The organism is Sphingobacterium hungaricum, from assembly GCF_015210005.1.
GTDB classification, from domain to species: Bacteria; Bacteroidota; Bacteroidia; order Sphingobacteriales; family Sphingobacteriaceae; genus Sphingobacterium; species Sphingobacterium hungaricum.
On the sequence record NZ_MU158698.1, the window covers coordinates 2,598,576 to 2,611,322 of the forward strand.

The 12,747-nt window shown below is 35.5% G+C and carries 9 protein-coding genes; 6 read left to right on the plus strand and 3 right to left on the minus strand.

Annotated elements, in window-relative coordinates; genetic code table 11:
• Nucleotides 1–101 precede the first annotated feature (101 nt).
• The 5 genes from C4F49_RS14495 to ggpS all read left to right on the plus strand — a co-directional run bounded on the left by C4F49_RS14495 (nucleotide 102) and on the right by ggpS (nucleotide 8,097).
• A complete protein-coding gene (locus tag C4F49_RS14495) occupies nucleotides 102–647 on the plus strand; it encodes a hypothetical protein (RefSeq protein ID WP_196936561.1) in 546 nt (181 codons plus the stop codon).
• Between the two features lie 324 nt (nucleotides 648–971).
• Nucleotides 972–2,285, plus strand: a complete 1,314-nt coding sequence (locus tag C4F49_RS14500; protein WP_196936562.1) for a TIGR00341 family protein — start codon at nucleotides 972–974, stop codon at nucleotides 2,283–2,285.
• A gap of 418 nt (nucleotides 2,286–2,703) precedes the next feature.
• Nucleotides 2,704–4,131: an alanine/glycine:cation symporter family protein gene (locus tag C4F49_RS14505; protein ID WP_196936563.1), complete on the plus strand. Its 1,428-nt coding sequence runs from the start codon at nucleotides 2,704–2,706 to the stop codon at nucleotides 4,129–4,131.
• A gap of 13 nt (nucleotides 4,132–4,144) precedes the next feature.
• Nucleotides 4,145–5,341, plus strand: coding sequence for a Na+/H+ antiporter NhaA (gene nhaA / locus C4F49_RS14510; protein WP_196936564.1), 1,197 nt, complete (start codon nucleotides 4,145–4,147; stop codon nucleotides 5,339–5,341).
• A gap of 515 nt (nucleotides 5,342–5,856) precedes the next feature.
• Entirely contained in the window at nucleotides 5,857–8,097 is a 2,241-nt protein-coding gene (gene ggpS / locus C4F49_RS14515; RefSeq protein WP_196936565.1) for a glucosylglycerol-phosphate synthase, read from the plus strand.
• Nucleotides 8,098–8,494: 397 nt separating this feature from the next.
• Here ggpS and C4F49_RS14520 read toward each other — a convergent pair whose 3' ends face one another.
• From C4F49_RS14520 to C4F49_RS14530, 3 genes are all read right to left on the minus strand, one after another.
• Nucleotides 8,495–10,045, minus strand: coding sequence for a fimbrillin family protein (locus C4F49_RS14520; protein WP_196936566.1), 1,551 nt, complete (start codon nucleotides 10,043–10,045; stop codon nucleotides 8,495–8,497).
• Between the two features lie 29 nt (nucleotides 10,046–10,074).
• Nucleotides 10,075–10,242 (minus strand): hypothetical protein, encoded by a 168-nt coding sequence (locus tag C4F49_RS14525; RefSeq protein ID WP_196936567.1) that lies wholly within the window; start codon nucleotides 10,240–10,242, stop codon nucleotides 10,075–10,077.
• 113 nt (nucleotides 10,243–10,355) lie between these two features.
• Nucleotides 10,356–11,543, minus strand: coding sequence for an OmpA family protein (locus C4F49_RS14530; protein ID WP_196936568.1), 1,188 nt, complete (start codon nucleotides 11,541–11,543; stop codon nucleotides 10,356–10,358).
• Between the two features lie 577 nt (nucleotides 11,544–12,120).
• Between C4F49_RS14530 and C4F49_RS14535 the strand changes: the two genes are divergently transcribed.
• Nucleotides 12,121–12,744 carry a response regulator transcription factor gene (locus tag C4F49_RS14535; RefSeq protein ID WP_196936569.1) on the plus strand — a complete coding sequence of 208 codons (624 nt, stop codon included), beginning with the start codon at nucleotides 12,121–12,123 and terminating at the stop codon, nucleotides 12,742–12,744.
• The last annotated feature ends 3 nt before the right edge of the window (nucleotides 12,745–12,747 follow it).

Genomic DNA, 12,747 nt, shown 5'->3' on the forward strand with positions numbered 1-12,747 from the left:
CTAACAAAGGAATCAAATACGCCAATTTTTTATTTGAAAACCAAGGTAAATAGCCAAAAACTTATTTAATAAATGTATAAAATCTACTCATCTATACTTTAATGAAAAAAAGCATACTTTCGTTAAAGTATCGAAATGTTTTTTTGATATATTTATCGCCACAATCGAATGTTAGCTCAGGAACGATGGGATTTTTTGACTTTATTTTTAAGAAAACAACAAAGCTTGATAATGATTTCTTTGGAGAAATCGAATTTTATGAAGACTGGAGAAATTCACTTAAGAGTTATTTTAGATGTAAAAGATCGTTTGATCATTATGACCAATTAGTGGAAATTGCTGTAGAAGCAGATCTGAACGGTCCAAGCCAAAAGCAAATAGCTTTCTTTAAAGGCATTGAGGATAATTATTCAGCAATAGTTGAAAAAATATCATCTTTAATCGATGATGAATTTAGACAGTGGGAGAATAGCCCTAAAATCGAGGACTTTAGAGCAGAATTTGCTCCAGTTTATATTCAAATTCCGAAATGTCAAAATAAACCTATAATATGGGAAATCGATTTTGAATCTTACCTAGATAAAAATCATATCATCACCTTAGTCATGTCTGATTTTAATGCGCAAAATATATTAATTGATGGATAGAACTCCATGCTAAAAATCTTTCTAGATAGTTGTATATTTAATGAGATTTATCTTTATCTGTTTTATTTTGTTTGCCAACTAATTTTATCGAATGCTGGTATCGCCTTATAATTTTTTGCTTAAAGACTTTCATTAGCTAACCGCAAAATTTAATGCAGAAGTCTGAATGTACTAGCCCGCTACTCAATCCAAACTACTCAATTTTCGCAATCTAGAACTAAGGTAATTTTGCCGAGCCCTACAATCTAAATGATATCAGCTATGAATATTATAAGCAATAAAGTTTCCAGACTATTTATATATTAGCGTAAAAATAATACCGAAATGAATAAAATTTTTAATTTTTTTGACCTTCATGAAGGGGAAGATAAAAGAGAAACGGTTCTAGACAATGTCATTAAAAATATTTCTTTCCGGGGAGCCAATGCATGGATTTTGGCATGTGCAATTGTAATCGCATCTGTAGGTTTAAATGTAAATTCAACTGCTGTAATTATTGGTGCAATGCTTATTTCGCCACTTATGGGGCCTATTGTGGGAGCTGGTTTTGCATTAGGAACATTTGATTTTCCATTACTTAAAAAATCAATTAAAAATTTATTGATTGCAACCATGATCAGTCTTATAGTTTCATTCGTATACTTTTTGTTAAGTCCCTTTAAGGAAGCTCAATCAGAACTTTTAGCTCGTACATCACCGAATATATACGATGTGCTAATTGCTATTTTTGGGGGACTCGTAGGGGTAATTGCTATTACTAGAGTAGACAAGGGAAATCCTATTCCAGGTGTGGCTATTGCCACGGCTTTGATGCCTCCCCTTTGTACTGCAGGGTATGGATTAGCCATAGGAAACATGTCTTACTTCGCAGGTGCCCTATATTTATATATTATCAACTGCGTGTTTATCTGTATTGCTACTTTTGCTATCGTAAAATATTTGCGGTATCCTAAAGTCCATTATGTGGATCAGAAACGTGAAAAACGCATAACGCAAAGCATAACCCTGATTACGTTGGTTTTAGTGCTACCCAGTCTTTATTTCGCATATAATCTATTAAAAGAGAAAAAATATACCACTAAAGTCAAAGAGTTTGTACAAACGGAATTTAGTAATAAAGGATTCACCGTTATATATGAGAAATTACATTTTAAAAGTAATCCAAAGAAATTGGAGCTTGCTTTTTTAACAAAAAAATTCAGTGATGAAGAACTCACATCCTTAAAATCATCTATGGAAACTTCTGGAATTGAAAATACAGAACTTGTCATTCATCAAGACAGCTTTGATTTAAAATCCACCATCCTCAGCGAAATTGATAAGCGCTCCAATTTGGTTAACAGCAAGGACTTAACAATCAGTGAGCTAAATAACGAACTCGCTAGATTCCAATTAACAAGTCCCCAATTGAATCAAGATGTTAAAGTGCTATTTCCCGAATTAAGTTTTTACAGTATAGGTTTACAGCAACATTATGCAAAAGCCGACAGTGTCGGTAGCCGTGTAGTCTTTATCTATTCAACTTCAGAGCAGTTTACTGAGGCTCAAAAAAGTAGACTCCATAATTGGTTGAAAAACCATTTTCCTCGAGACAGTGTGGAAGTTATAAACAGACCGGAGTATACAACTTCAAATTAGATTGAAAGCTGGCTTAAGAATGAGTAAACTATCCATCTCCATTGATTAGGATAGCTTTATGTCATTGATAACTATTAATAATTAGTGTTATAAGATGCTTAATTACGGAATTATTATCAGTTTTTGATTTGCAGTTTAAGCGATTTTTACCGTTTAAGAATATGGGGAGTAGATTATTTATACTTTGAATACACTGCTATTATAATTATATCTACACTACTTCTTAATTATCGCACCTTTCAAAAATATAGGTTTGAGAATCGCGTGTAAACTTCAACAAATCCCGTCAGATGTCATTTTGTACTCATAAATTACTAGACATAGTTATCGAATAAAGGATTGCAATTTCCATCTTGGCGGACAATAAATTTAACAGACTTTTTAAATTTTAAGTATTTTAGCAATCCAAGGATCTATTATGCAAAACATCATTGAAAAAGTATATAATATTATTTGGAGTGACGCTCTGGTTTATTTTTGTCTCTTGGCAGGTATTTATTTCACTATCGTACTCAAGTTTCCTCAATTAACCCACTTCCGCGAAATGCTTCGTTTACTTTTTAAAGGAAAAAGCTCAGCACAGGGGATTTCGTCTTTTCAGGCGTTTTCGTTAGCGATTTCTGGAAGGGTGGGTACGGGAAATATAGCAGGTGTAGCAACCGCGATAGGAATGGGAGGACCCGGTGCTGTATTTTGGATGTGGGTAATTGCCTTCTTGGGAAGTGCTTCAGCCATTATAGAGGCTACTCTCGCTCAGATGTATAAAGAAATAAATGATGGGCAATATCGAGGAGGGCCAGCGTTTTATATTTTAAAAGGTTTAAATTCGAAATTTTTTGCTTGGGCTTTTGCTATTGTTACGATTTTTAGTACTGGTCTACTACTTCCTAGTGTACAGAGTAATAGCATAAGTGTAGCAATTGATTCGGCTTTCAATATATCTCCTGCGTTTACGGGGGTATTTCTTTCAATATTTTTAGCCTTAATCATCATTGGTGGGGTAAGACGCATCAGTAAAGTTGCCGAATATGTTGTCCCCTTTATGGCTGGATCTTATATAATTATGGCACTTGTAATTATGGCACTCAATTATAAACAAATTCCCTCTATAATTGAACTTATAATTTCTTCCGCGTTAAACCTAGACTCAACATTTGGTGCCGTTGCGGGAACAGCTATTGCCTGGGGAGTTAAACGGGGAATCTATAGCAACGAAGCTGGTCAAGGAACAGCTCCACATGCTGCGGCTGCCGCAGAAGTGAGTCATCCGGTAAAGCAAGGGCTAGTCCAGGGCTTTTCTGTGTATGTGGATACACTGATTGTTTGTACCGCAACTGCCTTTATGATTCTTTTCACAGGACAATTTAATGTTCAACACCCATCGGGCGGGTTTATCGTAGAGAATATCCCGTCTGTAGAAATGGGAGCTGCTTATACACAATATGCTGTTTCATCTCATTTTCCAAGTATAGGCAGTGGATTTGTTGCACTAGCACTTACTTTCTTTGCGTTTACCACAATAATGGCTTATTATTATATCGCAGAGACCAATGTACAATTTCTTTCCCGAAATGGGAAAAATCAAATCCTTATTTGGATATTAAGGGTTTCAATTTTAGGATCCGTTTATATAGGCTGTATAAGTACAGCTGAATCCGCTTGGTTATTAGGCGATATTGGCGTAGGGATGATGGCATGGCTGAATTTGATTGCCATTTTTCTCTTGCATCGAAAAATGCTTGTCGTGTTTAAAGATTATAATCTGCAGAAGAAAAAAAAGAAAGATCCAGTATTTACTAATGAGCATTTGAAATTTCCGAGTATGGAAACTTGGTCAAATAAATAAAAAATAACAAACTATGAACCAACTAATCAATTTGACAGTTTTTAAAAACTTTTTTAAATCAAGCAATGCAGGAGGAATTATCTTATTTATTTGTGTGATTTTATCTATTGTTTTAGCAAACACATCTGCTAGTACTTATCTGCAAAATATTCTTGACTATGAACTCGGATATGAGTCTGATAGTATCCATCTTAAATATAGCGTATTATTGTGGGTGAACGATGGCCTTATGGCAATTTTCTTTCTTTTAGTTGGATTAGAGATCAAGCGTGAGATTGTTGAAGGTGAATTGTCGTCACCTAAAAAAGCCTCGCTTCCGATTTTATGCGCCTTTGGAGGAGCAATTGTTCCTGCTTTAGTGTATTTAAGCCTAAACACCGGTAAAGAAACGGCAAGCGGATGGGGAATTCCTATGGCTACTTATATTGCATTTGCTCTTGCTGTAATCGGTTTGTTAAGAAACCATATTCCAGCTAGTTTGAAAATTTTTTTAGCCGCCCTAGCAATTGTTGATGACCTCATCGCCATTTTAGTAATCGCAATCTTTTATTCATCAGGTATCGAAATTACCTATCTCTTATATGCGTCTCTCGGATTAGCAGTGCTTATTATTATGAATCGGATGAACGTACTGAATCCTTATTTGTACCTAATACCGGGGATTTTTATTTGGTATTTTGTCCACCATTCGGGTATACACGCTACAATAGCAGGTGTTTTAGTTGCTATGACAATTCCGACCAATAAAACTAACGTGGAGTCACCTTTGGAGAAGCTTGAGCATGCGCTTGTAAAGCCAGTCAACTTTCTTATTCTTCCCCTATTTGCTTTCGTAAATACAAATATTACTCTTGAAAGTGAGATGATTGAAGGTCTTATAGCTCCTCTTGGATTAGGAATAGGACTAGGTTTGCTCGTAGGTAAGCCGATAGGGATTTTAGCTATGGCGTACATTTGTACGAGGCTTAAGATAAGTGCTTTACCCGAAGGAAGTAATTTCAGGCATATTCTAGGAGTAGGACTATTAGCGGGAATCGGTTTTACTATGTCTATATTTATCGCGATACTTTCATTCAATAATATATTATATGTCAACGAAGCCAAACTTGCAATTTTGGGTACCTCAATCCTGGCGGGTATATTGGGTTACATTATTTTGTTAGGTGCTAAAAATAGTAAAGAACTATTAATATCAAATACTGATACTTAAAAGGTATTTTAACCATAGTAATATAGTGCGTGTATGGAACAATACTTCAAATAGGTGGATAATTATAGCCAATTATCCATCTAATTAGTTAAACCATTTTTCGGAAATTTGCTTATTAGTTTATTTTTTCAGTATATTTGTATCAAAACAAACCATAATTCGCAGAATATGACCTGATATTCTGCTGAAAGATATTCATACAGGTGAAAACTTCAGTGCGAGGGGATCCATGCCTAGTTATTTTCTATCTAGAGTTTATACGAGTCATTGAAATATCTTGTGACTGTTAGGCGGTTTAATAAACTCAATAAGAACTTCTACGTAATATTACATTTATTGCTTATAAAATCTAGATACTGAGTATGTTAGAAATGCGGGGAAGGACATTCAGGTCGTGTGAAATATAGTAGGTATAACTGATAAATTAAGTGTATGCTTTAATTTTTAGGGGTTAAGTGTTGTAAACATGCCAATGTTGGTATTGAATATAAAGTAATAGAAAGGGATTTGAGATAATGTTATTAGCGACAGATTTAGATGGAACGTTCTTGGGAGGTAAGATGGAAGATAAACTTCAGTTATATCGGATTATCAAGGAAAATAAAAATATTCAATTAGTCTTCGTTACAGGTAGAGGGTTGGAATCAATTATTCCTCTTTTAAATGATCCACTCATTCCTACTCCAGATTACATCATAGCGGATGTCGGGGCCTCCATATATAATGGGCACAATTTAACTAGCGTTGAGCCTATTCAGGGAGAAATAGAAAATGCATGGCCTTCCATATATGAAATCCAGCATGAACTGTCTTCCATTCCTAATTTAGTGTATCAGGATGTTCCACAACAACGCAGAAGTTCGTATTACTACGATGAAGGCACGGATTTGGACCATGTCAAAGCTATTGCAGCAGGTTTTAATTGTGATGTAGTAACATCCGTAGATTGTTATTTAGATATATTGCCACACGGTGTCAATAAAGGCAGTACGCTTTTAAAATTAATAAATCTTCTTCAAGTTCCTAAAGATCAGGTAATGGTTGCAGGTGATACACTAAATGACCTTTCCTTGTATGAGATTGATGTTCGTGGAGTTGCAGTTGGCAAATCTGAAATAGGTTTGCTGAATGCAACGCAAGACTATCCTCACGTTTTACACGCAAAATCCGAAGGTGCCGGAGGAATTCTAGAATTTATGTCTAAAAGCGCCAATCTTTCGGTTTTTATAAATGGATATAAACCGTTGATAAAAGGAAAAGTTTCCAAAGGAAAATCACAGTTAGTGATGGTATATCACCGTCTGCCATTCGAGAGTACCGAAGTGGACGGAAAAACAATCCGTAGCTCTCCAAAAAGTCCAAATGGAATAATCCCTTCTCTGTTAGGTTTATTTGAAAAGGGACGGTCAGGGATCTGGATCGGAGAGGAAGTTAAACAGGAAGGGGCACCAGTTGTGAAAAATCAACTGGTAGATGGCGAAAAATATCCAAATCTAATTGCTGCAACCATCTCTCTTCCCAAAAATGACATCGATCAATTTTATCGCGTATTTTCAAAAGAAGCTTTTTGGCCTACAATTTTTTCGTTCGTGGATAAGGCAAAATTTAATCATGATGATTGGCACCATTATCTTTCAATTAATAAAATGTTCGCTGACAGGATAGCCAAAGAAGCGGATGAGGGGGCACTTGTTTGGATACACGAATATAACCTATGGATGGTGCCTGCCTATTTAAAAGTGCTTAGGCCGGATTTAAAAATCGGTTTTTTTCATCACACCGCATTTCCCGCAGCTGATATATTTAATATTATTCCGTGGAGAAAGGAAATTATTGGTAGCCTTCTGCTATGTGATTTTATCAGCTTTCACATACCTAGATACGTGGAGAATTTTGTAGATGTACTACGCAGCCATACGCCTTTTAAAGTGCTGAAAAAAGTAAATGTTGCTAAGCAATTTTTGACGTACAGTATGGCTCTTGGTGTGGAACAAATGACAAAAACGATTGAAGTGGATGGTCGATTGGTTCGGTTAGGTGCACAACCTGTAGGTGTGAATTTCCAACACATTCAAACCCTGTTAAATTCGGGATCTGTAATGGAGCGTTTAGAAAATTATGAAAAGCAAAATAAGGATAGGAAAGTAAAAAGAATAGTGTCCATTGAACGCTTAGATTATGTCAAAGGTCCACTAGAAAAAATTAAAGCTTTTGGAGAGTTTCTTGAAAATTATCCCGAATTCCAAGGAAAAGTAGAACTCATAAACGTTTGTACACCTCCTTCACAGGGCATGCAGGTTTATGATCATATAAGAGATAAAGTTAATCAAGCTGTTGGGGAGATCAATGGAAGGTATGCGACATTAGATTGGACACCAATTCAGTATTTTTTTCAAACTCTACCATTTGAAGAAGTCTTGATCCAATATGCTTTAGCAGATGTTGCGTGGATCACTCCGTTGAGAGACGGATTAAACCTTGTAGCAAAAGAATATATTGCTACACAAGGAATCCTTAATAAAGCCGGAGTTTTAGTGCTGTCGGAGTTTGCAGGTGCTTCGGTGGAATTACCGTACAGTGTGACCACTAATCCATATGACAGTAAAAGTATGATAGATGGATTATTACGTGCATTAATGATGGAGAGTGGGGAAGCGAGAAATCGTATTGTTCGTTCATTAGAACAGGTAAAATATTATGACGTTCACTTTTGGGGTGCGGATTTTGTTAAGGAATTAGAAAAGAGCGTGCAATAATCACCTTCAGTAACTTTTATTAATATGGGGTTAGAAAATGTATATTGTGAGAGGTTGAAATCCCAATTAACACAAGCAAAGTCGCTAAAAGGGTCTATTCTGCTCTATAAATCATAAATCCTTGCTGTAATTAAAAAAGTAATTACGATGCTTTCGACAGGTTGTGATTTGGAAATATTAAGCGGTATCGTCGGTACTCCGAATTGAATTAAACGATGTTGGCAGACATGTTAAAATACCCATCGATAAATTGATGGGTAACTTAAATGAATTGACTTTGTCGATTTCTAAGGCAATCTACGTTATATACCTGCTTTCAATGCTGACTTCGTAATATGCATAAACAAAGGACCGACTGTATCTCGAGTCCTTTGCTTATTAATTATTTTAAAAATTGTTAATTGGTACAATTAACAATTTTCTTACCATATCCAGATCCTTGCATCAAAGTTGCTCCTTGCACAGACTGAGTGGCTATGATTGTATTATCTCCAGTTTTGTTCCAAGTAATTCGATTAAACTGGTTCCCATTCGAAAGTGTTAACGGAAACAATGGACCTCCCGACGTTTTAGAGCCAAACATGGTTACATCTCCTGTTTCGTTTATCACTACTCGTATAATTGGAGCTGTTTGTGTTCCTGTCAGATTATATATTTCAGACGCTCCAGTCCCTCCCCATAAGGTTCCGTCCGCGAATTGAATGTTTCTTGGAAGAGTCGCGACCCCGCTTTGAAACTGTAACTCTTTCGTTGCTAGAAGTGTATTATTGATTTCTAGATTAAACGAATTATCTAACTTGGTTAAATCAAATACAAAACCATAATCTGCTGCGGGAGCAGTAAAGGTTTGAGGGGTGCCACCAGATAGATTAAAAGGTGTTCGTGCCAAATCTTGAGTACAAGGGCTCTGTAAAGTGAGGTTCAAATTGTATTTTACACCCGGTGCAATACGAAGATTATTAATCGCAAAATTTGTTTTTGAGACTCCATTTACTGTAATACTTCCAATGCGGAAAGTTCCGTTTGCTGTATTGGCAGATATTACTTGAGTGGGCGAACTCGTCAAAGTTCTAACACCTTGCCCTTGTCCACTAAACTGAACATTAGCCCCTAAGGTAACCGCAGATCCATATGTTACTAAACCATCTGAAAGCTTAATGGAAGCATTTGCAGATGTTGGATTAATCGTTGTACCAGAGATCGCAGTAATTCCATTTCCCGAGGGGATAGTTGACGCTAGTTGGATTTTTGTCGTTATCTGACTAAACTGATGCTTTAAGATAACATCCAAATTATTCTGTCCATAGGTTAGTGTTAGCACCTTTTTAAAGTACATCAAATCCTGACTAACACCCGTTAAACTAGCAGTTGCTAACGTCTCCTTTCCAATAATAGTTGGGAGCGCCGAAGTGCTGTTGATTGAATAAACGATGAACGTATACGTTTTTCCGGCGTCTAAGACAATTCCTAAGGCATTGGATAATGCAGTGTTATTGTAGTCTTTTTCACCTTTTAATGTTCCTGAGCTATCATACACAAGGACCTTATATTTTATGTTGTTCCCTAAAGGATTTCTTACAGTTGCAGCTGATTTCTGTCCTTTAAGTCCTCCAGATGAAAGGGCACTTTTTTCTAAAGGATTTTCGGGGGTAAGCGTAGCATAAAATGCTAATTGATCATCGAAAGGTATAATCTGCTCCTGAGATAAAGATTGTTGTAGTTTAGTCGAGATATCGCCAATGGAAGCAGACTTGGAAGAATTAGATGCTTTATCATCTAAGCCTTCGAACGAATTATCTACTCCTAGTAAGTTTATATTGACTACAGGCTCTCCAGTGCCCTCGATGGATTCCTCTGTTTTACCACAAGAAGAGAGGGAGAATGCGACAGATAAAAGCAAAACCGTCGCTACATTCGATTTTAAATATTTTGTTAGTTGTAATAGCATTTAGTTTATGTTAATTTTTTTGAAAAGATTTACCAATTAATCACCCGATTATCATCAGGTAAAGTTTCCCATTCATCGAATATTTGCTGATTATTATTCGGAGATACTACAGTTGCAGAACCCGCAGAAAATCCTTCCTCAGTTTCAACTACTAGAAGTTCAATTGTTGGTTGCTGATATTTCACCTTTTTGGTCATTTTTTATAAATTTGTTTAATGTTAATTGTGCGTTTTAATGTAAAAGCTCTTCGAGTGCGTAATAAAAAAGTGCTATTCATTGCTATCTAAATCAGAATACTTTTCTCATCATTTTAATAACTAATTGTAATTACTGCACGACTCATTCGAGGATCATCATAGTACATGTTTTCTACCCCGCCCTCATGAGAAAGTATTATCTGCGACGATTGAACGTTAAATTCTTTTATCAGCACATTATATACTGCTTGTGCGCGCGCTTCGCTTAATCTCTGGTTTGTAATTTTAGAACCTGTTCCAGCATCCGCATAGCCTGTTACCCGATATTTAGCATCCGGATTTCCTTCTTTGATAACTTTAGCTAAGAAGCCTAGGTTAACACGCATTTCATTACTAACATCACTTTTGTTAATTGGAAAAGTAAGCAATATAGGAGCTGCAATAATGCGTTTCTCCACAACAATATCAGTTACAGATTTATTGTGCGATTCTTCTATTTGTTTGCGTAAAGCATTATTGTCATTAGCTAGTTGGTTAACTCTTTCAGCTATAGTCTTTAATTCTTGGGAATCGTAGTCGATAGTAGTCACCTTTATTTTATTCCACTCACGCTCCTTTAAGGAATATTTGAAACCCACGCTCGCGGTTAACAATCCGTCCTGTCTTCTGTTGCCGGTTTCTCCATCAAATCTATCATTCACCATGCTTCCTCTAACGTCTAATATAACATCCAGACTTTTGTTGACACGGAAGGAATTGTATAAGCCGAAATTTGCACTAATCTCTCTTTCTATCGGTTTATCGATCGTCTCCATCCACCCTAATCCAATATAAGTGCTAATATTATAAAATCGATTTAGCTTATAACCTCCAATAATATTAGTTAAATTGAACAAAACGTCCGTATGTATATGGAAATAATCAAACTGTTGCTTTTCTAGCCATTTAGTTGCATCGTAAATCTCGCCTGTTGTATAGCTTCCATTTTGTGTTACTCCTTTAATTGTTGCGCCGTTCACCCCCCCGCGTACCCCAATACCCGGTGTAAACCATTTTCCAACATGCAATTCGTAAACAGGGGTCAACCTTTCTCTAAATTTCATTTGTTTATTATGATCGCCAAAAAATAGTTGTGCTCCGCCACCTAAGCCGAAAAACCAATTGTCAAAAAAATGATTGGTTTCTATTTTATGTTTATCGGTATTGTAAACGACAACTGTGTCTTTTTTAAGATCAAGTGATTGGGTAAAACCTTTAGTCCAAAATAGCAGGAATAAAATATAAAGTATTTGTTTTTTCATATGGTATGGTATCGAAATACATCTATTGTAGATAAGATCTATTTATTTATGGCGCGAATTAATGAAAATTATTTTACTGAAAGTTTTAAATCGAATGTAAGTAGCAAAAAATAGGTACGTTTGTTGTTCTTTATGCCTAAAATATGCTATTCGTTTCAAAGCTGAATGTAATTTCAAGATTTAGATTCAGAAAGTTAAAACCAGCAGGAAATCAATTCTATATTAAATAAATGATTGTGTTTGTAAGTTAAAATATGGCTAGGAGAGGCTAAATCTTAAATTTTTATCATTTTTAGTTGGACGCTTTCTACTCACCTAATCTACATTAGAATGTTTTTTATGAAAAAGCGTTTCTAAAGTACTTTAAAGAAAAAGACATGGCTTCGATGTTATAGGAAATGAATTTTAGATGGATTTTATTATTTGCCGAAATGCATTCTAAGAATTTCAGCGGTAGTGAATACTCCCGATCACTTATTTTGTTTAGTTAATAATAATTTCGAAATTTGCGCTTAACTACCTGACCTTCGCAAGGTCTTAAAATGACTTACTTTCGTTAACTATATATTAATTTTCAATGCATACGATTAGACAAGCTGTAATATTAGACGATCACAAACTCTTCGCTGATTCATTCTCCCTGCTATTAGAAAAATATGATATATTTGATCTAATACACGTCTTTTACAGCAAAGAGGAGTTTAGTAGATTTTTATTGGCTTTCGGAACAGACGAAATTTATGTTTTTTTGGATTACTACCTTGAGAAAGAGAATGGTCTATCGTTATTATCTGATATAAAACGAATAAGTAAAACTGCAAAAACAATATTTGTAACCAGTGCGGTATCTCCCTTGGTCATAAAGACCCTTGAACAAGCTCGACCTAATGGAATTATAAGTAAATCTTGTGGCTTAGATATCGTCGTAAGTTGCATAAGCAGTATTAGAAAAAATCAGTTTTATGTAGATCCAAAACTTGAGGATATACTATCTATACTTAATCAAGCTGTTGTTTTTTCACCTAGAGAAGTAGAGTTGCTGGCCTATTTCTCAAAGGGAATGAATATATCCAAAGTGGCGGAAAAAACATACCTAAGCCCCCATACAATTATTTCCCACCGTCGTAACATGATGTCAAAAGTAAATTGCAACTCAATTACGCAACTTCTTAATTATGCAAAGGAAAATCAGATAATCTGATTT

What these genes read in the sequence shown, in the direction of transcription:
- C4F49_RS14495 (WP_196936561.1), top strand. Translation starts at nt 102, where the DNA reads ATGAAAAAAAGCATACTTTCGTTAAAGTATCGAAATGTTTTTTTGATA.
- C4F49_RS14500 (WP_196936562.1), top strand. Translation starts at nt 972, where the DNA reads ATGAATAAAATTTTTAATTTTTTTGACCTTCATGAAGGGGAAGATAAA.
- C4F49_RS14505 (WP_196936563.1), top strand. Translation starts at nt 2,704, where the DNA reads ATGCAAAACATCATTGAAAAAGTATATAATATTATTTGGAGTGACGCT.
- nhaA (WP_196936564.1), top strand. Translation starts at nt 4,145, where the DNA reads ATGAACCAACTAATCAATTTGACAGTTTTTAAAAACTTTTTTAAATCA.
- ggpS (WP_196936565.1), top strand. Translation starts at nt 5,857, where the DNA reads ATGTTATTAGCGACAGATTTAGATGGAACGTTCTTGGGAGGTAAGATG.
- C4F49_RS14520 (WP_196936566.1), bottom strand. Translation starts at nt 10,045, where the DNA reads ATGCTATTACAACTAACAAAATATTTAAAATCGAATGTAGCGACGGTT.
- C4F49_RS14525 (WP_196936567.1), bottom strand. Translation starts at nt 10,242, where the DNA reads ATGACCAAAAAGGTGAAATATCAGCAACCAACAATTGAACTTCTAGTA.
- C4F49_RS14530 (WP_196936568.1), bottom strand. Translation starts at nt 11,543, where the DNA reads ATGAAAAAACAAATACTTTATATTTTATTCCTGCTATTTTGGACTAAA.
- C4F49_RS14535 (WP_196936569.1), top strand. Translation starts at nt 12,121, where the DNA reads ATGCATACGATTAGACAAGCTGTAATATTAGACGATCACAAACTCTTC.